This is a genomic window from Actinospica durhamensis (genome assembly GCF_018139695.1).
Classification (GTDB): Bacteria; Actinomycetota; Actinomycetes; order Streptomycetales; family Catenulisporaceae; genus Actinospica; species Actinospica durhamensis.
On the sequence record NZ_JAGSOG010000002.1, the window covers coordinates 64,597 to 85,223 of the forward strand.

The window sequence follows — 20,627 nt, forward strand, 5'->3', positions numbered from 1 at the left end:
ACGCAGCGAGCGTGCGTGGCAGGCGCCGCGGACCCGGCGGACCTTTGAAGACACGAACCTAGATCGCGCAGTCGGCCAGCAGGCCCTGGCAGAAGGAGATGCAGTCGCGCACCCAGTCCTCGGGGCCGAGCGGCGGCAGGTCGGCGTGGGTGAGCCAACGCCAGCAGATGCGGACCTCGAACGGAGCGCGGCCGGGGGCGGACTCGTGCTCGAGCATCGCGCAGTGCTTCATCCGCCACTCGCCGGGGCTGAGCCGGCCGTTGTGGGCCAGCCACGCGTCGATCGACGCCTCGGCGGCCTGCGACATGGCCAGCACGGCCGAGCGGTGGTCGCCGTTGCCCAGCTGGGTGCACGCCTGCCCGATCAGGCCGCCGGCTCGTCGCGCGGCCCGTTGCGCCGCCACGCGGGGGAGGCCGGCTTCGCGCAAGGCCTCGCGCCAGTCCCGGTCGCCGGCTGCCCAGGCCGGGGATTCGCCGTCGTAGAGCGAGATCACGTCGTCCCAGGCCTCTTGCGCCAAGGGCGGGTGCGCGGGCGGACCGGCCGTGCTGGTCACGGCGGCGAGGTCCCGGATCTGCTCGATGAGCCGGTCGACCTGCTCTTCGGTACGCAGGCGCACGCACCAGCGCTTGCCCTCTTGGTAGAAGGCGAAGGCGTTCGCTTCGCCGGTGGGCTCGAGCGGTTCCTCGAGGCGCGGCGCGCTCGGCCCGATCATGACGATGTCCACGTCGCTGTGCACGTGGCGCCAGCCGCGTGCGAGCGGTCCGTCGAGGAGCAGCGAGCGCAGCCCCTCGGTGTCGCGGACGAGGCGGCGCAGATGCGCGGATTCGGTGGCGCTCGGGAACGTCGGTCTCGACCGCAGTACCGCGAGCCCCCCGTACCGGGCTCCGTTCACCGGATGCCGTCCTCGGTCGACGGGTCGGCGACCTTGATGAAGGGCCGGTATTTCGCCGCGGTCTGGGCCCGGGTCGGGCGCACCTCGAAGGCGACGCGCCGGCCGGGGAACCGGCGGTCGAGGGCGGATCCGACCCGCTCCACGCATTCGGGCGCCCACCGGGCTCCGGGTTCGAGGGTCACCGCGAAGTCAAGGCCCTGCTGGACGAACTGGAACCGCCTGATCGAGCCGGGCAGGTCCTGCTCGACGTGGTCGATCAGGGTCTGGAAGAAGCTGGTGTACTCGATCCCGCCGGATCGGTCGACGGCGTGGTCGGCGGCCCGGCCGTGGACGGTCGTGATGACCGGGCCGCCGCGCGGGCAGCGGCATCCGCGCCGGTCCAGGGTGACGATGTCGCCGGTGCGGTAGCGCAGCAGCGGCATGGCGGTGAAGTGGCGGTTCGTCACGATCGCGTGGCCCGTCAGCACTTTCTCCTCGCCCGTGTCGCCCTCGATCTCGAGCAGGACGTTGTCCTCGAACACGTGCCGGTTGCCTTCAGGACACTGATAGGCGATGGGCCAGGTCTCCTGCGAGCCGTACTGGTCGGCGACGGCCGCGCCGGGAAAGGCCCGTGCGATGGCCTCGCGGTCCGCGGTGATCGTCAGCTCCCCGGTCAGCTCGACCAGGCGCAGGCTGTCCGGTCCGACCAGTCCGCGCTCGACCATCCAGGTCGCCAGTTGCCCGGTCGCGCACGGGCGGCCCTGCAGCCACACCGGTCGATGGCGGGTGATCCGGTCGAAGTACTCGGCCAGGGCGTCGTCGGACAGGTCGAGGGCGTAGAACTCGAGGCAGTCGCCCTTCTCGATCACGGTCCTCGGGTCGGTGAGGTTGTAGAGCCCGCGGAACCGGCACCACGGGGCTCGCGCGGCGGACACCCCGTACCACCGCCTCGCCCCCCACAGCGCCATCGAGCATCGCGCCCGCTGGGCCCGGTAGTGGAAGAGCGGCAGGGGGTTGCCCGTCGTGCCGCTGGTGAGGAACGCGATCAGCTGCTCCGGGTCGGCGTCGTCCTCGCGCAGGGCTTCGGCGTGCACCATGACCGTGGGCTTGTCCAGGATCTCGAGGTCCTCGAGCCGCAGTCGGCCCCGCCCGGCGTAGCGTTCGCGGTAGTACGGGACGCGCGTCCTCGCCCGCTCGACGAGTTCGTCGATCTCCATTCAGCGCCCGCCCGCGATGTACCGGCGCACGGCGCCCACGGTCGAGAAGTTGCCGATGCTGTAGTCGGAGTCCGGAATGGAGCTCCCGGTCCAGTTCTCGATCCACGCCATGAACGAGACGAGGTCCACCGAGTCGAATCCGAGACCGTCGATGAGCTCGGTGTCGTCGGAGAACTCGACCAGCGCGGCCGGTCCCTTGGTCTCGAGGATGAACCTGGTGATCATCGTGGCGACGGACGACGCGTCGTTGTCGGGCATCAGGGAATCCATTCCAGATTTGCCGATCGCAGGGTGCGGGAAGGTCCGTCGCGGAGCCGGTGGGTGTGTCACCACGACGGCTGCGGGCGCTGCGCGCAGACGGGATTCGGTGAGGATGCGGGACGGCCACGCGCTCACGCTGTGCGCGGGCATGGCTCCGCCGTGGAACTAGTGTGACATAAGTAATCGATGATACGCAAGTGACTCAGGCCTCGGGGATCGTCGCATCTCCGTCGGTCCGGCCCGTGCCGGCGGCCAGCACCGGCAAGCGCTCCCAGCCGGCCGCGTCACTCCCGCGCGCCGGACCCGAGCAGACGACGTACTCGTGCGGGGCCATGGCGGTGCGCAAGGGGCTCTCGGCGAGACGCGCGACGCAGGCCGCGTGCAGCTCGGCGAGATCGGGGACGGCGGAGCCGGCCGGGATGAAGGCCCTGAGCCGCTCTCCCTCGGCCGACGGCACCGCGAAGACCTCGGCGCGCGGGCTGCCGGAGACGCCGCGTACCAGGTCGGCCACGTCCGGCAGCCTGACCCAGTTGGCGTCGGTGAGGCACCAGCCGTCGCCGCGAGGGTCCCTGCTGAGGTCCGTGTACGCGCCGAACTCGGCCACGGCGACGTCGCGCGCGGTGGATTCGCAGAGCACGGCTTCGATCGCGTGCACCCACGCGACCGCCTCCTGCGGAGCCAGGACGGCGCAGTCCACGATGAGCGTCAACACCATGGCCTGGGCGTTGCCGTCGGCGAAGACGAAATACGTACTCGTACTGTTGTCCGTGCCCTCGACCCATCGCCAGCGGGTGTCCGCGCGCGCCTGGGCGAGCACGGACGCGTTCGGCCGCTCGGCAGTGCGGGCAAGCCGCGCCATCGGCACGAAGTTGAGCCAGCAGGACAGGTCGAAGTGGATGCCGCGTCGGGCTTCGATCCGCCTGCGCGCCGCTTCGAGCTCGAGCGGAGGGTGCATGCCGAAGCGCGCGGCCTGCAGGACCACCGGAGTCGCGCGGTCGATGACGTCCGCGACGCTGGCGTCGGTGAGGTCGACCTCCACCGGGACGTCCTGCGTGTACATGCCGACGGCGTTGCGCACGCGGGGTTCGATCCGGTTGCCCACCGTCAGCTGCAAGTAGGCCCGAGGCAGGGTGCTGACGAACCCGGAGACGCCGGCGATGGCGCCGAACAACACCGTCGCCGGAGAGGTGTCGTGGTGCGCGGCGAGGAACGGCACGGCGACGGCCAGCGCGGGCGAGGTGAACTCGAGGTACCGGTATCGGGGTGCCGGAACCTCTTGGAGAGGCCGGGGGAGCATGGTCTGGGGCATCGCGCCGAAGGTCCGCAGGTGCTGTGCGACGCCTCGTGAACCGTGGCGCGTGCCGGTCGGCGAGGACTCCCACTGCGCCTGCACCCGCATCGGGTTCGGAATCCGCGGCGCGCGCTCCTCGGCGAACACATGGCTCAGGAGCGATCGGAGATGGTAATTGATCCAGCGTGCACCGGTGGTGTCGAGAAAGAGATGGCAGAGCGCGAAGGCGAGATAGCGGGGCTCGCCGCCGCCGGTGACCACCCCGACGCGGATCGGCCATTCGGCGGCGAGGTCGAAGGCTCGGTCGGCCAGCGCGGCGTGGACGGCGGACGCGGTCTTTTCGCCGACCTGCTCATCGCACTCCACGATGGCCACCGTGAGGCTGCCGGAGTTCGCGATGCGCTGCTGCGGGCCGGCCTCGGTGTCCAGGTACGTCGTCCGCAGCGCCTCGTGGCTCCGCATCAGGTCATCGAGGCCTGCGATGACCTCGTCCGGGGACACGCCCTCGCGCAAGGCGATGTGATATCCGAGATTCACCGGCTGGGTCAGCGGTTCCAGGGCGCGGATGAGACCGAGCATGTGCTCCTGCGCCCACGTCAGCGGCGCGTCGGCGCAGTCGGCCTGCGTGGTGAAGTCGAGTTGCCGGAAGCGGATGCCGGATGCGCCGACGGACTCGGGGCCGACGTCCGCGAGAGGGGACTGCACTGTCATGACGCGATCGCCTCCAGGGCTCGAAGTTGCGGATCCGGCGCTCATCGCCGCAGTACCTTGCCGTTCGGGGTGGACTCGATGGAGGTCACGAAACGCACCTCGCGCAGATGCTTGTGCGCGGCGAACTGGGCGTGCACCGCCTGCAGGATCTCCGTGGCGTCCACGATCGCGCCGTCGGCCAGGACGATCTCGGCGACCGGTTCCTCGCCGCGCAGGTCCGAGGGCCGGCCGATCACCTTCACCTGGGCCACGCCGGGCAGCTCGCGCAGGAACAGCTCCAACTCCTCGGCGGCGACCTTCTTGCCGCCGACGTCGATGAGGTTCTTGATCCTGCCCTGGACGTACACGGATCCGTCCGCGTCCACGGAGCCCACATCGCCGGTCCTGATCAGGTCGCCTTCGCTCAGCACGTCAGAAGCCGCATCGCCCAGGTATCCCAGCATCGCGTACGGCGTGCGCACCCACAGCTCCTGGTCCTGTGCCCCCGGCCGCTCCTCGGCGGCACACGCACGCCGCGTCAGGTCCGGCGACTGCCCGAGCGGCGCGGCGAACACCTCCACCCCGGCGATCGGCCGGCCGACGCAGCCGTCGGCGTCCGGATCGCGCGCGGGGCGCCAGGTGGTCAGCCGCGGCCCGCACTCGGTCATGCCCCAGGTCTGCATCACCTCGACACCGGGCAGGCGCGCGCGTACGTCGGCCATGGCCTGAGCGCCGAACGGCGAGCCGCCCAGCGAGATCTGACGCAGGCTCCGCGCGCGGCCGAGCAGATTCACCATGGTGCGGTTGAGCTGGTGGGGGACCACCGTCGTATTCGTCACCTCGGCTTCGTGCATCACCCGCAGCACGTCGCTCGGCATCGCCGGACGCGGGCCGAACACCAGGCGCCCGGTCGCCAGCACGTGCGCGAGGATCTGGCTGGTGTGGCAATAGCCGAACGCCGGGCAGAGCAGCAGCAACGTGGTGTCCGCCGAGGTCAACCCGACCGAAGCACCGTGTGCGGCGGCGTTGGCCACGAGCCGGCTCGGGCGGTGCACGGCCCGCTTGGGCAGGCCTCCGGTGCCGCTTGTGGGAAGCAGCAGATGGCCGCGCAGCCGCATCGGCCGGCCGTCGACCGCACGCTCGGCCTCACACACGGCCGGCGCTCCGCCGCGGTCCGGCTGCGCGCGCAGGGCTTGCAGCAGGCCGGAGGAGGGGTCGAGGTGGAAGTCCACCGCGCACCGCTCGTCCTCGCGCGCGCACTCGACCTCTCCGGCCAGCGGGTCCTGCGGGAGGACGTTGGCGCCGAGCGAGAGCAGGGCGAAGTAGGCCTTGAGGTAGCGCAGATCGTGGACGGCCGTGACCGAGACGTACGCGCCGGCGAACACGCCCGCGTCGGCGAGCACCTCGGCCTGCTGCGCGACGTGTGCCACCAGTTCGGGATAGGTCCACTCGCGCAGGCCGTCCCGCACCGCCCACCCGTGCGGACGCAGCCGCGCCGCGGAGGTCAGGAGGCTGACGACAGGATGCCCGGTGGAGAGGCGCTCTCGCGCGGTGAAGACTTCGGCCACGTTGCTCGCCCTCGCAGGTGGGAAAAGCAAAGAACACTGCCTCGCGTCGGACGGGCGCGGGAAAGCGCCGCCGACGGGAAACAGTGTTCTCAGCGGGAAAGGGTGGTCAGGTTCGCGGGTGGATCAAGGCGGCGATCAGGCCTTCGCCGTCCGGGGGTGGCACGCCCAGCCGGCTTCGCTCCAGGCGTCCAGGTCCAGGCTGAGCCGCGCGTCGATGAGCACGGGGTTCGCGACCACCTCGCGCAGGGCGCGCGGATCGAGCTCGCGGAACTGCGGCCAGTCGGTCAGGTGCACCACGGCGTGGGCGCCGACGCAGGCGTCGACGGCGGAGTCGGCATAGGTGATCAGCGGGAACGCGCGACGGGCGTTCTCCATGGCCTGCGGATCGAACAGGGTGACCGCGGCTCCCCGGGCCCGGATCAGCTCGGCCACGCTGAGCGCGGGCGACTCCCGGATGTCGTCGGTCTCCGCCTTGAAGGCCGCGCCCAGAACCGCGATCGCCTTGCCCTCGAGGCCGCCCTCGAGCGCTTCGGCGAGCACCCCCACGATCCGGGCCTGGCGGGCGGAGTTGATCAGGTCCACCTGCCGCAGCAGCCCGCCGAGTTCGGTCGAGCCCAGCTCCTCGGCCCGTGCGGTGAAGGCGTGCAGGTCCTTGGGCAGGCAGCCGCCGCCGTATCCGGGGCCCGCGGAGAGCGAGCCGCGCCCGATCCGCTTGTCGTGCCCGAGGGCGTCGGCGAGGGTGGAGACGTCGGCGCCGACCGTCTCGCACAGCCCGGCCAGGGCATTGATGTAGGAGATCTTCATGGCCAGGAACGAGTTCGCGGCCGCCTTGACCAGCTCCGCGGTCTCCCGGTCGGTGACGATCACCGGCGAGCCCTCGTCGATCGGCCTGGCGAAGATCTCGCGCAGGGTCCGCTCGGCCGATTCGGAGCAGACCCCGAAGACCAGGCGGTCCGGGTGCAGGGTGTCCTCGACGGCGTGAGCCTCGCGCAGGAACTCCGGCTGCCACGCCACCTCGAGGCCCGGCAGGTCCCCGGTCCGCTCGGCGAAGCGCCGCCCGATCCAGGCCGCCGTGCCGACCGGAACGGTCGAGCGCCCCACCACCAGCGCCGGGCCGGTCAGCAGCGGCGCGAGCGTGTCCACCACCGCCTGGACCTGGGACAGGTCGGCGGCTCCGTGCGCGCCCTGCGGCGTGCCCACGCAGATGAAGAACACCTGGGCCCAGTCCGCCACCTCGCGGTAGTCGGTGGTGAAGCGCAGCCGGCCGGAGTCCGTGTGCTTCCTGAGCAACTCGTCCAGTCCGGGCTCGTAGAGCGGGGCGCGGCCGCTGCCGAGCACCTTGACCCTGGCCTCGTCGATGTCGACGCCCACGACGTCGAAGCCGAATTCGGCCAGCCCGGCCGCAGTGGTGGCACCGAGGTAGTTCGTCCCGATGACACTGATCTTAATCGCCATGCTTGCTTGATGCTCCGCTTCCGGTTCGAGATCCGCCTCGGCGCGGGCGCCACCCGCCCCGAGGCCGCGCTGTCAGGTGAGCCGTCGCTCGCGGCCGGCCCGGGACGCGGCAGGTCCATCCGGCACCGCGCCGCCGATCGGCATCTTCGCTCGGCCCTGCGTCCACCCGTCGGCGAGCCTCGGGGTGACCACGGCCTTGGGATCGTACACTGCGACATCCGTTCCCAGGCGGGTGGCAGAACACGACGACGGCAGCCCCGTCAGGGTGGGAAATCCGCGGCGTCCGCGGCGCATCCGCACCGGGGCATGGCGCATCGGCGGGATCGCGCGGAGTGGGCAGACGACGCGAGAGACGCGGCGCGGGAGAGCTGTGGACAGAGCTCTGCCATGTGTTCAGTGTGACATGAATACTCTGAAACGCGCAAGTGTTGTCCGAGTGAACGCACGGGGCGTCCGTGTTCCGTAGGGGCCTCATACGCGGTCGCCCGGTCCGCGATCGCGCGCGCCGGACCGCGTCGCGGCCGAGCGCGAGCGGCGCGCGAGGATCTCGCGCAGCTCGTCGATGTCGTACTCGGCCTTGCGGGCGCTGCCGTAGCGGGTCAGCGCTCCCCGGCTGGCCCATTTGCGGATCGTGGCCTCGGTGACGCCGGTGGCGAGCGCGGCCAGTTCCGTGGTCACCGTGCGCGGGCTGACCGACGCCGCCTGCCCGTTCACGCCTCGGCCTTCCGGTTCGCCTGCAGGCGTTGGGACAGCATGAGCCACTGCGCGACGGCCCAGGTGTGCCCGGCCGCACAGCGCACCCCCGCGGACGAGCCTCCCGCGGCGACCAGGTAGGCGAACACGGCGGCCTGGCAGCCCGGGTGCACGCAGGTGCCGATCTCCTGGCGCGGGGCGGACTTGGACTCCACGTGCTCGCGCGCTGCCTCGGCCAGTAGGCCGACCTCGGTGGCGAAGTCCTCCGCGGCGGGATGCGCGGCGAGCCAGTCCAGCTGGGAGGCCAGGAAGCCGGCCAGGGCCGCGGGCTCGCGCCGGGGGGCAGCGGCCCCCGGCCGCTCGGCGAGGACCAGGTCCGACCACAGGCTCAGTACCCGGACGATGTCGGTGCGCAGGGCCAGGGCGGTCTCGTCCAGCGGGATCTCCGCGCGGCGGGTGCCGGTGACCCGGTCCCGCAGGAAGTGCGTGGATCCGATCCGCACGGTCTCGCAGTGGTCGTACAAGCCGGGTATCTCGGCCAGGGCTCTGCGCAGCCGCTGCATCTGGGGGGCGGTCAGGCCGCGCTGCTGGGCTCCCTGGCCCTCGTGCCGGTGGTGGTCGGCACCGCGGTGGAGATCGCTGGCGTTCAACAAGGTATTCAGCCCCATTTGATTCATATTCGATCCCTGACGGGTCGAACTCGGCCCGCGGCCGTCGTTCAACCGTGCGGAGCCGACCGGCGTCGAGGCCCTCGGTACGGCGCGCCCCCGCGCGCCGCGGCGGCGGGATGGGTCGGGCCGCGCCGGCCGGGAGCCGGGTGCCGGGGTGGACGCCGCAACGTTCGATCCTCCTGAGGGCGGAAGCGGGCGGACCTGACTGTGGGTTCGGCGAAGGCTCTGTTTCCGAAAGTTTCGGGAACAGAAGACTCGCGCCTCCAGGACGGTACGCGCTCTGTCGAATGGCGTCAATGCCCTTCAGGGGCCTATGGACGAGAGTTGACCATTGTATACTGGCATTGACATAGTGACGCATCGGGACGCGACTTGCGGGCGGATGGGCGGAAGGTTGCCGAATGTTTCGGCCAGGTAGCGGCGGGCTGGGGCAGGTTCGCAGCCCTCGAACGCGCACGGCGGCGCAGGTGGGGCGGGTGTTGCGGCGACGGGGCGGTCGCCGGCCCGCCCGCCCGGCTGTCAACAGACGCCGAATGAACTCTTGACACTTCATAGCCCTGATGTCACAGTGATCGCGGCCCGCCGGAATATCGCGCAAGCCCATTGAACTAAGACCACGCGTACACCACGATGCGTTCAAATATGTGAACTCGCGCAGCCGGATATCCCGGTTTCCGCCATCTGCCGGCGCCGCACTCCCCGCTCTCCAGCGCCCCACCACGTCGGCGCCGGAGCGCGATCCCCGCGTCTCGCCGGCCCGAAGCCGCCGGTGGGCCCCGAAGGCCGCCGTCCGCATGCGCGGCATCCGTGCGCGCGAAAACGGCCGCCCGGCTCGGCCACCGTCACCCGCTCCAGCTCAGTAAGGACGTCCGGATGGAAAGCGCTCAGAGCACCCTCGACGCGCGGCTGCAAGCCGTGTTCACCGAGGTGTTCAACCTCGGCCCGGAGGCCGAGCCGGCGAGTCTGCAGTATCGCGACCACCCCCGTTGGGACTCCCTCGGCCACATGACCCTGATCGTCGCCGTGGAGCGGGAATTCGAGGTCGAAGTCGACCCGGACCAGCTCATCCGGATCGAGAGCTTCGACACCGCCCTCGTCGTGCTGCGTGAGCTCGGCGTCGAGGGCTGAGCGCGGAGACGGACTGTGATGAACGAACTGGCCGATCAGGTCGCGCTGGTCACCGGAGCGACCCGCGGCATCGGATACGCGGTGGCCGCGGAGCTGGCGTCGCACGGCGCCCGGGTGATCGCGGCCGGCCGCGACGAGGACACGGCGGCGCGGTGCGCGCGGACTCTGTCGGAGCAGACGGGCACGGAGGTGAGCGGCTGCGTCGTCGACGTGAGCGAATTCGGGTCGGTCGCCGCGGCCGTGCGCGCCGCGGTGGCGCCGTACGGGCGGCTCGACATCCTCGTGGCGAACGCCGGCATCATGGATTCGGCTCCGCTGGGCGCGATCACCGAGCCGAGCCTGCGGGCGATGTACGACACGAACGTGGCCGGCACGATCGCCTGTCTGCAGGCGGCGAGCCGGATCATGGTGCGCCGCGGCTCCGGGTCGATGGTGGTGCTGGCCTCCATCGTCGGGCGCGACGGGAGCGCCGGGCAGGTCGGCTACAGCGCGTCGAAGGCGGCGATAGCCGCGGCGGCCCGTTCCGCCGCGAAGGAGCTCGGCCGCTGGGGCATCCGGGTCAACGCGGTCGCGCCGGGCATCATCGAGACGGATCTGATCTCCGGCATTCCGGAGCAGGCCAGGGAGCGCTACGCGCAGTCCACGCCGCTCGGCCGGCTCGGCACCCCGGCCGACGTGGCGAAGGCCGTGCGATTCCTGGTGAGCGAGGACGCCGGATTCATCACCGGCCAGGTGCTCGGCATCGACGGCGGGCTGGTCCTGTGACCCGGCTGATCGCCCCCGGCGCCCGCCTGGTCGACGCGGCGACGGGCGGCGGCGTCGACGGCGCGCAGATCACCGGCCGGGCCGGGGAGGCGGCGGCCGCGCTCAGCGCACTGCCGGCCGGCGTGGTCTTCACGCTCATCGAGCCGCAACTCGGCTCGGTGTTGCGCTACCTCGGCGCGTGGGAGGCCGGCCGGGCGGTGCTGCCCCTGGACCCGCGCGCGCCCGACACGACGCTGGCCGAGTTGGCCGAGCGCTTCCGGCCCGCGCTCGTGACAGGGCTCGACTACGAGCGGGCGAAGGCTCTCGCGCCCTCGCTCACCGGATACCGCTGTGCGATCGTGCCCGAGTTCGGGCCCGGCCTCGTGCGCGACGAGGGCGCCACGGCAATACCCGTACACCCGGATCTCGGCCTGCTGCTCAGCACCTCGGGCTCGACCGGCCGACCCAGACTCGTGCGTCTGTCCCGTTCCGCCGTGACCGCGAACGCGGCGGCGATCGCGGCCGCCACCCGCATCGCCCCGGACGACGTCGCGGTGACCGCGTTGCCGCTCTTCTACACGTACGGGCTGAGCGTCCTCAACTCCCATCTGAACGCCGGCGCGACCGTCGTGCTCGCCGACGGGGATCTCACGGCTCGAGCATTCTGGGACACCGTCGGCGCGCACGGGGTGAGCTCGCTCTCGCTCGTGCCGAGCCAGTTCGAGATCCTGCGCCGGCTGTCCGGCCGCCTCGGCGGGGTCAGGACGCTGACGGCCTCGGGCGGGCGGCTGCGCGAACGCACGGCGCTGGACTTCCACGGCCGAGGCGCCGATCTGTATGTGATGTACGGCCAGACCGAGGCGGGGCCGCGGATCTGTGTCCTGCCGCCCGACCGCTTGACGGACAAGCTCGGCAGCGTCGGGCCGCCGATCCCCGGCGTGCGGCTGAGTATCGCCACCGAGGACGGCGCGCAGACGGCCGAACCCGGCGTGACCGGCGAGGTGATCTGCCGCGGTCCCGGCGTGATGATGGGATACGCGGACGAGGCCGCGCATCTCGCCCTGCCCGACCTGCGCCACGGCGTGCTGCGTACCGGCGACCTCGGGCGCCTGGACGGCGAAGGCCACCTGTGGCTGACCGGAAGGATCAGCCGCATCGGGAAGGTCTTCGGGGTCCGGGTGAACCTGGCGGCGGTGGAACAGATGCTCGGCGAGCACGGCCCGGTCGCCGCCGTCGCGGCCGAGGACCGGATCCGGGTGTGGATCGAGGGCCTCGAGGCCGACCCGCGCGAACTCGTCCAGAGCCTGGCGGACCGCTTCCGGGTGCACCCGACCGGAGTCGAGGTGCGTGCGAGCAGCGGGCTGCCGACGCTCCCGAACGGCAAGATCGACTACCGCGCCCTGGAGAGCCGCACGTGACCCCTGATCCCCGCTCCGGCTGCTTCACCCTCGCCCAGGCGGACCGCGAAGCGGTCTTGTTCCCCGCGCTGCGCGAACTGACGGCGCACCACTATCGCCACTGCGCCGGGTACGCCCGGATCCTCGACGCCACCGGCGGGTGGAGCGATTCCGGCCGCGGCCACCGGAATCTCGGCGACCTGCCCTGGCTGCCGGTACGGCTGTTCAAGAACCACGTGCTGAAGTCCATCCCGGACGAGGAGGTGTTCACGGTGGTCACCTCCTCGGGCACCACGGGTCAGCCCAGCCGGGTCCACCTGGACCGGCAGGCGGCCGCCGCCCAGCAGGCCGCGCTCGCCTCGGTCCTGCGCACCGCCATCGGGCCGCGGCGCCTGCCCATGCTGATCGTGGACAGCGGCGCGACCGTCGCACGCGCGGCGACGGTCTCGGCTCGGCGGGCCGGAGTCCTCGGGATGATGGCCTACGGCCGGGACTACACCTTCCTGCTCGACGCGGACGGCGAACTCGACCGCCCGGCCGCGCGGGCCTTCCTGGCCGCGCACGGGCGGGCCCCCTTCCTCGTCTTCGGCTTCACCTTCCTGGTCTGGAGCGCGCTCGCCGCCTTCGCCGCCGAGGAGGACCTGGATCTGTCCCAGGGCGTCCTGGTGCACACCGGCGGCTGGAAGAAGCTCGCCGACCTGGCCGTGGACAACGACGAGTTCCGCCGGCACTTCGCCCGGTTCGGGCTGCGGCGGATCCACAACTTCTACGGCATGGCCGAGCAGATCGGCACGGTCTTCCTCGAAGGGACGCGCATGCCCGGACTGTACTGCCCCGACTTCGCGGATGTGGTCATCCGGGATCCGGACACCTGGCGCGAGGCCGCGGTCGGCACGCCGGGCCTGATCCAGGTGGTCAGCACCCTGCCACGGTCCTATCCCGGGCACTCGCTGCTGACCGAGGACCTCGGCGTCGTGCACGGCGTGGACGACGGCGACTGGCCGGGCAAGCGCTTCTCGATCCTGGGCCGGCTGCCCCGGGCCGAGGCCCGCGGCTGCAGCGACGCGGTGGGCGGCTGAGACGATGCTCCTGCAACACTTCCCGGAAGAGCGCGAACTCCCGCTCGAGCAGGTGCTGGCCGGCCTGCGCGCGGCGGACCGGGCGCCGGACCGCCTCGGCTACGGCGACGAGCGCGTGCTGGATTTCCTCGACGCCCTCTCGCACGAACTCCTGCGCCCCCGGCTCGTCCGCCGGCATCCCGAGCTGGCGCCGCTCGGCTTCTTCCTGCGGCGCTCGCGACTGGCGCAGTGGACCCGGGCGACGGACGGGGCCGCGGACCTGCGCGTGCCGCGCGGCATCGTGTTCCACATTCCGCCGGCGAACGTCTCCACCCTGCTGGCGTATCCGTGGGCGTTGTCGATGCTGGCCGGCAACGCCAACGTGATCAGGTTGTCCACGCGTGGCTCGGCCGCCACGGACGAGCTGCTCGGCGTGCTGCGGGAGACGGTGCGGCAGGCCGATCCCGCCGTCCGCGCGTCGCAGCTCGTCGTCTCCTACGGCCATGACGACGAGGTGACGGCGGCTCTCAGCGCCGCCTGCCACCTGCGCCTGATGTGGGGCGGCGATCAGACCATCGACCGATTGCGCCGCTTCGCGCTCGCGCCCGGCGCCCGCGACCTGCCCATGCCGGAACGCAGCTCGCTGTGCGTGGTCTCGGCCGCGACGTGGCAGGGCACGGATGAAGCCGGTCGCACGGCCGTCGTCGAGGGCTTCTACAACGACGCGTACTGGTACGGGCAGGCCGCCTGCGCCTCGCCGCTGACAATCTGCTGGATCGGCCCGGACGGGCAGGCCGCGCGGGCCGGCGCCGACTTCGTCGACCGGCTCGAGGCGCTCGTCGCGCAGCGGCGCCCGCAGATCGACGTCGAGATGGCGGTGGAGAAGCGGGTGGCGACGTACGGGCTGGCCGTGACGGCGAGCGCCAGGTCCGTCGGCTTCCGCGGGAACGCGCTCGCCGTCGTCTCGCTCAGCCCCGGCCGGCTGCTGGAGAGCTGGTGCGGCACCGGCACCTTCGGGCTGGCCTGCTTCCCCGACCTGGACGCGCTGGCACCCCTGATCACCCGCAGACACCAGACGATCGGCCATTTCGGATTCGAGCGGGACACGCTGCTCGCCTTCGCCCGGCGGCTGGCCGGCCGGGGCGTGGACCGGCTGGTCCCGGTGGGCGAGGCGCTGGCCTTCGAACGGGTCTGGGACGGCTACGACCTGCTGTACGAGTGCAGCAAGGCGGTCACCGTGCGGCTGCCGACCACGCCGCCGCTCAGGCGCCCGGCCGCGGTCGCGGGGCCGACAGGGCCCTGACGGCCTTGAGCGCGGCGCCGCCGTGGGTGGCGAAGGGACCCCGGGGCTCCGGGAGGCGCCAGAGCACCCCGGAGGGCGAGCGGTCCACCGGCCACGCGCCCGCGTCCACCACGTCCCAGCGGATGAAGGCGTTGAGCAGGAAGGGGTCCGCGGCGATCCAGCGTCCGCCGTCCAGGACCTCGATCCAGTAGTGCCAGATCGCGAAGGGCCGGGCGAGGAAGAGCCCGGAAACGCGGCGTGCCGTGATGCCCGTCCGCGACGCGGTCTCGGCGAGCAGGATCGAGGCCTGACGGCAGTCCGCCAGGCCGGTGTCCGCGGCGAAGCGCGCGTCGTGGCCGAGGACTTGCGGCATCAGATGGAATTCGAACGGCAGAATCGATGCGAAGAGCCCTGTGAACGCTTCACCGAATCGGTGGTCGGTCCACCGTGTCGTCAATTCAATCCGGAATTCGCCTGCCGAGTCGGGCAGGGCGAATTCCGGTTCTCCGGCCGAAACCGCGGCCGGATGGTAGCGCAGATCGCATTCGTGCGCGGACTCCCGCGTGGGGCAGGCCACCTTGAGGGTGAGGGTCCAGTCCATCGCGCTCGGCTCCACCCGGGACGGCAGGGCGTTGGACCACCACCGCATCGCCGTCCAACGCGGACAGGGAAGCCGCAGGTCGATCCCGATGTTCTCCAGGTCGAGCTGGTCGAACCGGCGCTCGGCGCCGCTGCCGCGATGCGCCAGGCCCAGATCGAGCAACTGCTCCATGAGCCCTGAGTCGAAGCGGTGCACCCGGGCGGCGTCGGCCGCCGGTACGGTGAAATCGCGGTGGGAATCCGGAATCCTGAGTGTTTTCTCCACCGCGTGCGCCACGAGCGGAGGCACGCCGTCAGCGACGTCCACGGGTCCGGCCGTCTCCGATGTGAATATGGGTTCGAACACAGGATTCCTCCGCGTCGTGTCTCGTTCTTTCGCTAGAGTAAAGCAGGGAGTGTAATCCCGGGCAAGGTCGGGGATGGACTCGCGGCAGATCGCCGCCCGGACGAAATCAGGGCACGGTGGCGCCGTCGGCGCCGGCTCCTTGCGCGGTGTGGATCATCCGTGTCACACTAATCAGACGGCAGAGCTCTGCCCTCGATCGGCCGCACCTGTCGCGTGCGTGCCCCAGGGCATCTTCGAGGTGGACATCCCCTCGGCGCGCCCTCACCCCCCCCTGCGGCGGATCCGTCCGAAGCGGCCCGCCCGCGACGCATCGTCGCCCTCGACGACAGCCGGCACCGCCGACCCGCGAGCGCGCCGACCGGCGGTGATCCGTTCCAGCGGCGAGACACGAGAGGCATCTTGTGCGCACTCAGGTGAACCCGTCACTCCCGCGGTCGCTGGAACAGCGGGTGTTCGACATGTATCGGCGGGGCCTGCTCGGCACCACGGCCAAGGACGTGTTCGGAGACGACGCCCCGAGCCTGACCTCGACGACCGCGACCGCCATGGTGAGCCGGGCCATCGCGGCGGATCCGGGCCTGGCCGCGCGCTACACCTGGACGGGCCGGCTGGTGGCCGTCGTGAGCGACGGCTCCGCCGTGCTCGGACTCGGCGATCTCGGGCCGCGCGCCGTACTGCCCGTGCTCGAGACCAAGTGCGCCTTCATCCGTCGCATATCAGGCCTCGACGCGATTCCGCTGGTCCTCGCGGACCGCGGCGTGGAGACCGTCGTCCAGACCCTCTCCAGCCTGGCCCCGTCCTTCGCCGCCGTGAGCCTGGAGGACGTCGCGGCTCCCGGATGCTTCGAGCTCGAACGCCGCCTTGCCGAATCCCTCGACTGTCCGGTGATGCACAACGACCAGCACGGCACGGCGGTCGCCGTGGCGGCGGCGCTGCGCAACGCGGCGGCCCTGACCGGCCGACACTTCGCCGAGATGCGCATCGCCGTCGTGGGAGCGGGCGCCGCGGGGATCGCCACCGCGCGACTGCTCCTCGCGTGCGGCGTGCGCGAGCTCGTCCTGGTCGACCGGGGCGGCATCCTGTCGGCGGAACGCGCGGACCTGAACGACGCCAAGCGCGCGATCAGTACCTCGACCAACCCGTGCGGCCTCGTCGGAGGCCTGCCGGAAGCGTTGGACGGCGCGGACGCGCTGGTGGGCCTGTCCGCGGGCACGATCGAGCCGGCCGCGCTCGCCCGGATGCGCCGCCACCCGATCATCCTCGCGCTCGCCAACCCCGTGCCCGAGGTCGACTCCGAGGCGGCGCGCTCACTCGGCGCGCTCTACGGCTCGGGGCTCGCCACCGCGCCCAACTGCGTCAGCAACCTCCTCGCCGTCCCCGGGATCTTCCACGGAGCGCTGCAGGCTCGGGCGAGCCGCATCACCCAGGCCATGCTGCTCGCCGCCGTCGACGCCCTCGTCCGGGCCTCGGCTCCGGCGCGGCCGGACCGGCTGGTCCCGCATTTCGCCGACCCGGAGGCGTTCGGCAGGGTCAGCGGCGCCGTCGCGGCCGCGGCCCGGACCGAGCGGTGACCGGCCGAGACCTCCCCACCCGGGGTTCGTGAGAGTTCGGAGATGCTTCATGGCGAAATGGCGGGAGCAGGCGCTGCTGGCCTCGCGTTGGCAGGCGGTGCCGGTGTGGGCGCGGTGGGTGTGCGCCGCGATGCTCGTCCTGCGCAGCGCGATGACCGCGGGCACGGCACTGGTCACCGGAGCCCTGGTGGGCCAGGTCGTGCAGGCGGCGATGAAACGGCCGGCCGACGTGACCGGGGCGGTGACCGTGTATGTGACGGTGCTGGTGCTCGGTCAGGTGCTGAACCTGGCCGACGAGCCGCTGCGGTATCTGGTGGTGCGCGCGGTCGACGGGGCCCACCGCCGCGCGGTCTCGCGCTGGGCCGGGGCGCCGGACGGCGTGGCGCACCTGGAGGACGCGGCGCGCCAGGACGATCTGCTGCTGGCGGCCTCCGATCCGGACAACTGGACCGAGGGCACGGTGGGCCAGGCGACGTGGGCCCAGTCGGTCCTGCTGACCCGGTGGGTCGGCGGGCTCTCCGGCCTCGCGGTGATCGGGCGGGACGATCCGCTGGTGTGCGTGCTGCTGCTGGCCGGGCTGCTGGTCTTCCGCAAGGGCCAGCGCGGCGGCTTCCTGGGCGTCCTGCGCGTCTGGGCGGCGCAGATGGTGCACCGGCGGCGCGCGGATTACTGGACCTCCCTGCTGACGACGCCTCAGCCGGCCAAGGAGGTCCGGATCTTCGGGCTGGGCGGCTGGGTGGGTGAGCGGCACGCCGAGGAGGCCGAGGCGCATCTGGGCCCGTCCCGCCGCGCGAAGATGGCCGACATGCGCCGCCAGGTGATCTGGTGGGCGATCGGCACCGCCGTCCTGACGGCCGTCGGCTACGCGGTCGGCCTGCGCGCGCTGGACGGCCGGATGCCGATCGGCCGGCTCAGCGCCGATCTGACCGCCGTCGTGCTGCTCTTCCCGCTCTTCGCGGTCAGCGACATGATGGTCGCGGTGGAGGGCGGCCTGCCCCGGCTGCTGGCACTGGACCGGCTGCGCCGCGCCGTCCCCGCGAGCGCGAAGCCGTGGGGAGCGGCCGGGCCCGGCCTCGTCCGCGCGGCACCGCCGGTGGTGCGGTTCGAAGGCGTGTCCTTCGCCTATCCGGGCAGCACCCGGCAGGTCCTCGACGGGATCGACCTGGAGATCAGGCCCGGTGAGGTGCTGGCCGTGGTCGGGCTCAACGGCGCGGGTAAGAGCACGTTGATCAAGGTCCTCTCGGCCATGTACCCGCCGGACGGGGGCCGGGTCACCATCGACGGCACGGACCTGTACGAGCTCGGCGTGGACGGCTGGCGCGCGCAGCTGTCCGTGGTGTTCCAGGACTTCATCCGCTACGAGCTCTCCGCGCACGACAACATCGCCGCCGGGAACGCGCGGCACGCGAGCCCGCAGGACGTGGCGCTCGCGGCGCAGCAGGCCGGCGTGCACGAGCTGATCAAGGCGCTGCCGGCCGGCTGGGAGACGCCCCTGTCGGCGGGAGTGCGCGACGGGGTGGATCTGTCCGGCGGGCAGTGGCAGCGCATCGCCCTGGCCCGGGCGCTGCTCGCGGTGCGCACCGGCGCCCGGGTGCTGGTGCTGGACGAGCCCACCGCGCACCTGGACGTGCACACCGAGTTCGAGGTCTTCCATCAGCTGATCGAGGCGGCGCGCGGGGTGTCGGTGGTGCTGATCTCGCATCGGCTCTCCACCGTGCGCGAGGCCGACCGCATCGTGTTGATCGAGGGCGGCAAGGTCCTCGAGGCCGGCTCGCACCAGGAGCTGATCGCGGCCGACGGCGAGTACGCGCGCCTTTTCCGGCTGCAGGCCGAGCAGTTCGAGGACACCGCCGGTGAGGCCGGGAACAGGGGAGAAGACGTGTTCGACGAGGCGGGAGCACGACGGTGACGAGTGTGGCACGCGCGCTGTGGCGCGAGGTGATGATCCGTTCGTGGCAGGTGGACCGCCGGATGACGGTGGGCGTCGCGCTGCTCGTGCTCGGCCAGATGATCGCGGCCGCGGCCATCAGCCTCGCGCTGCGCCAGGTGATCTCGAGCGTCGTGGAGCACTCGCGCACCATGCTGCTGGTATCGGTCGCGGTGGTGGCCGCGGCCGTGGCCATGCGCTGGATCGGCATGTACGCCACGGTGATGCTGCGCGGCGATCTGGCCGACCGGATCGGCTACCAGCAGTTCGACCCGGAGATCCAGTCCGCCGCGGCCGGCCTGGGCGGCGTCGAGCACCTGGAACGGCCGGAGTACCTCGACCGGCTGAGCCTCGTGGTGGGCAAGGGGCAGGTCCTGGCCGACGCCTGTTGGGGCGTGAACTCCACCGTCGCGATCACGGGCCAGGCCGTGCTCTCGCTCGTCCTGCTCGCCCTGGTCAGCCCGTGGCTGCTGCTCCTGGGACTGTTCGCGCTGCCCGCCGTGCGGCGCGGAAGCCCCGGCCGGATCAGCGGGGCGGCCATGGCCGCCGCCGGCGACAACCGCCTCGAGCGCCACCTGCACGCGGTGACCACCCGCGCCTCCAGCGGCCGCGAGATACGCGTGACCGGCGCGCAGGAGTCCCTGCTGGCGAAGGCGGACAGCGCGTGGCAGCGCGCCACCGCCGTGCAGTTGCGCGCCCGCTGGGCCGCGGCCGTCCGCTCGGCCCCCGGATCCCTGGTCTTCCTGGTCGGCTTCGGCGCCGCCCTCGTGTTCACCGCGCATCTGGTGGCCACCGGTCGGCGCACCGTCGCCGACTTCGTCCTGGTCGCCTCGCTGGCCGGGCAGCTCCAGGCCAGCATCGCGCAGTCGGGCCGGGACTACCGGCAGACGCAGGCCGGTCTGGCCCTGGCCGAGCCGCTGGCCTGGCTGCGGGAATACTGCGCCGGCCAGACGCGCACGGCCGCCGCCGCACAGCTGCCCGAGCGCCTCGTGCACGGCCTCACCCTGACCGACGTCGAGTTCGGATACGGCTCCGGGGCCGGGGTGCTCGGCCCGATCAGCGTCGAGTTGCCGGCCGGCGCCATGGTCGCCCTCGTCGGCACGCACGGCTGCGGCAAGACGACGCTGGTCAAGCTCCTGCACGGGTTCTATCCGCCGAGCGCCGGGGAGATCCGGGTCGACGGCGTGCCGCTGCGGGACCTGGACCTGCGGGCCTGGCACGCGCGCAGCACCGCCGCGTTCCAGGACTTCCACCGCTACCAGGTCACGCTGCGCCACGCCGTGGGCTTCGGCGACCTCGAGGCCTGCGACGACGACGCCCGGCTGCTCACGGCGATCGAGCAGGCCGACGGCACGGGCGTCTACCGGATGCTGTCGAACGGGCTCGACACCCAGCTGGGCACGCTCTTCGAGGCCGGACGCGAACTGTCCGAGGGCCAATGGCAGAAGGTGGCGCTCGCCCGCGCCTGCATGCGCACCGACCCGCTGCTCGTGGTGCTCGACGAGCCGACCGCCTCGCTCGACCCGCCCAGCGAACACGCCGTCTTCCAACGCCACGCCGCCCTCGCCCGCGAACTCGGCGCGGCCCACGGCACCGTCACGATCGTCGTCTCGCACCGCTTCTCCACGGTCCGGATGGCCGACCTGATCCTCGTGATGGAGGACGGACGCATCGTCGAGCAGGGCGACCACAGTGCGCTGATGGAGTCGGACGGCCGCTACGCCCGCCTGTACCGGATGCAGGAGCAGGCGTACCGCCTGGATGACGAGCCGTCGAAACTTTCGGACGACGGTTTTCCAGGTGCGGCCCCCGCGGCGCCTTCCGCGCGGCGCTGATGTGGTGCTCTCCCGGGCGCCG

Annotated in this window: 18 protein-coding genes; 8 read left to right on the forward strand and 10 right to left on the reverse strand. The window is 72.1% G+C overall.

All coding sequences use genetic code 11. The features are described from left to right. Positions 1 to 58: 58 nt before the first annotated feature. The 9 genes from KDL01_RS00790 to KDL01_RS00830 all read right to left on the reverse strand — a co-directional run bounded on the left by KDL01_RS00790 (position 59) and on the right by KDL01_RS00830 (position 8,696). Entirely contained in the window at positions 59 to 892 is an 834-nt protein-coding gene (locus KDL01_RS00790) for a hypothetical protein (protein WP_212526306.1), read from the reverse strand. Beyond that, positions 889 to 2,088: a phenylacetate--CoA ligase family protein gene (locus KDL01_RS00795; RefSeq protein ID WP_212526307.1), complete on the reverse strand. Its 1,200-nt coding sequence runs from the start codon at positions 2,086 to 2,088 to the stop codon at positions 889 to 891. The genes KDL01_RS00790 and KDL01_RS00795 overlap by 4 nt, the downstream gene beginning before the upstream one ends. Next, positions 2,089 to 2,346, reverse strand: a complete 258-nt coding sequence (locus tag KDL01_RS00800; protein WP_212526308.1) for an acyl carrier protein — start codon at positions 2,344 to 2,346, stop codon at positions 2,089 to 2,091. 205 nt (positions 2,347 to 2,551) lie between these two features. Then, positions 2,552 to 4,351: a condensation domain-containing protein gene (locus KDL01_RS00805; protein WP_212526309.1), complete on the reverse strand. Its 1,800-nt coding sequence runs from the start codon at positions 4,349 to 4,351 to the stop codon at positions 2,552 to 2,554. 41 nt (positions 4,352 to 4,392) lie between these two features. Further along, complete coding sequence (locus KDL01_RS00810) at positions 4,393 to 5,898, reverse strand: class I adenylate-forming enzyme family protein (RefSeq protein WP_212526310.1); 1,506 nt, start codon at positions 5,896 to 5,898, stop codon at positions 4,393 to 4,395. 135 nt (positions 5,899 to 6,033) lie between these two features. Continuing rightward, on the reverse strand, positions 6,034 to 7,353 hold the full coding sequence (locus tag KDL01_RS00815) for a UDP-glucose dehydrogenase family protein (protein WP_246575736.1): 1,320 nt from the start codon (positions 7,351 to 7,353) through the stop codon (positions 6,034 to 6,036). Positions 7,354 to 7,425: 72 nt separating this feature from the next. Continuing rightward, complete coding sequence (locus KDL01_RS00820) at positions 7,426 to 7,563, reverse strand: hypothetical protein (RefSeq protein ID WP_212526311.1); 138 nt, start codon at positions 7,561 to 7,563, stop codon at positions 7,426 to 7,428. Between the two features lie 261 nt (positions 7,564 to 7,824). Further along, complete coding sequence (locus KDL01_RS00825) at positions 7,825 to 8,067, reverse strand: hypothetical protein (protein WP_212526312.1); 243 nt, start codon at positions 8,065 to 8,067, stop codon at positions 7,825 to 7,827. Further along, positions 8,064 to 8,696 (reverse strand): hypothetical protein, encoded by a 633-nt coding sequence (locus tag KDL01_RS00830; protein ID WP_212526313.1) that lies wholly within the window; start codon positions 8,694 to 8,696, stop codon positions 8,064 to 8,066. The genes KDL01_RS00825 and KDL01_RS00830 overlap by 4 nt, the downstream gene beginning before the upstream one ends. 894 nt (positions 8,697 to 9,590) lie before the next feature. Between KDL01_RS00830 and KDL01_RS00835 the strand changes: the two genes are divergently transcribed. Genes KDL01_RS00835 through KDL01_RS00855 form a run of 5 tightly spaced genes read left to right on the forward strand, consistent with a single transcriptional unit; the run spans position 9,591 to position 14,347 of the window. Continuing rightward, positions 9,591 to 9,845 (forward strand): acyl carrier protein, encoded by a 255-nt coding sequence (locus KDL01_RS00835; protein ID WP_212526314.1) that lies wholly within the window; start codon positions 9,591 to 9,593, stop codon positions 9,843 to 9,845. Between the two features lie 18 nt (positions 9,846 to 9,863). Next, entirely contained in the window at positions 9,864 to 10,610 is a 747-nt protein-coding gene (locus tag KDL01_RS00840) for an SDR family NAD(P)-dependent oxidoreductase (RefSeq protein ID WP_212526315.1), read from the forward strand. After that, positions 10,607 to 12,007, forward strand: coding sequence for an AMP-binding protein (locus KDL01_RS00845; protein WP_212526316.1), 1,401 nt, complete (start codon positions 10,607 to 10,609; stop codon positions 12,005 to 12,007). The genes KDL01_RS00840 and KDL01_RS00845 overlap by 4 nt, the downstream gene beginning before the upstream one ends. Then, on the forward strand, positions 12,004 to 13,065 hold the full coding sequence (locus KDL01_RS00850; protein ID WP_212526317.1) for a LuxE/PaaK family acyltransferase: 1,062 nt from the start codon (positions 12,004 to 12,006) through the stop codon (positions 13,063 to 13,065). The genes KDL01_RS00845 and KDL01_RS00850 overlap by 4 nt, the downstream gene beginning before the upstream one ends. A 4-nt stretch (positions 13,066 to 13,069) precedes the next feature. Beyond that, positions 13,070 to 14,347, forward strand: a complete 1,278-nt coding sequence (locus tag KDL01_RS00855) for an acyl-CoA reductase (protein WP_212526318.1) — start codon at positions 13,070 to 13,072, stop codon at positions 14,345 to 14,347. Here KDL01_RS00855 and KDL01_RS45025 read toward each other — a convergent pair. After that, entirely contained in the window at positions 14,307 to 15,233 is a 927-nt protein-coding gene (locus KDL01_RS45025) for a transglutaminase-like domain-containing protein (protein WP_212526319.1), read from the reverse strand. The genes KDL01_RS00855 and KDL01_RS45025 overlap by 41 nt on opposite strands. Positions 15,234 to 15,673: 440 nt before the next feature. Between KDL01_RS45025 and KDL01_RS00865 the strand changes: the two genes are divergently transcribed. Genes KDL01_RS00865 through KDL01_RS44355 form a run of 3 tightly spaced genes read left to right on the forward strand, consistent with a single transcriptional unit; the run spans position 15,674 to position 20,605 of the window. After that, entirely contained in the window at positions 15,674 to 16,843 is a 1,170-nt protein-coding gene (locus KDL01_RS00865) for an NAD(P)-dependent malic enzyme (protein WP_212526320.1), read from the forward strand. 49 nt (positions 16,844 to 16,892) lie between these two features. Beyond that, on the forward strand, positions 16,893 to 18,752 hold the full coding sequence (locus KDL01_RS00870; protein WP_212526321.1) for an ABC transporter ATP-binding protein: 1,860 nt from the start codon (positions 16,893 to 16,895) through the stop codon (positions 18,750 to 18,752). Next, positions 18,749 to 20,605 carry an ABC transporter ATP-binding protein gene (locus tag KDL01_RS44355; protein ID WP_212526322.1) on the forward strand — a complete coding sequence of 619 codons (1,857 nt, stop codon included), beginning with the start codon at positions 18,749 to 18,751 and terminating at the stop codon, positions 20,603 to 20,605. The genes KDL01_RS00870 and KDL01_RS44355 overlap by 4 nt, the downstream gene beginning before the upstream one ends. The last annotated feature ends 22 nt before the right edge of the window (positions 20,606 to 20,627 follow it).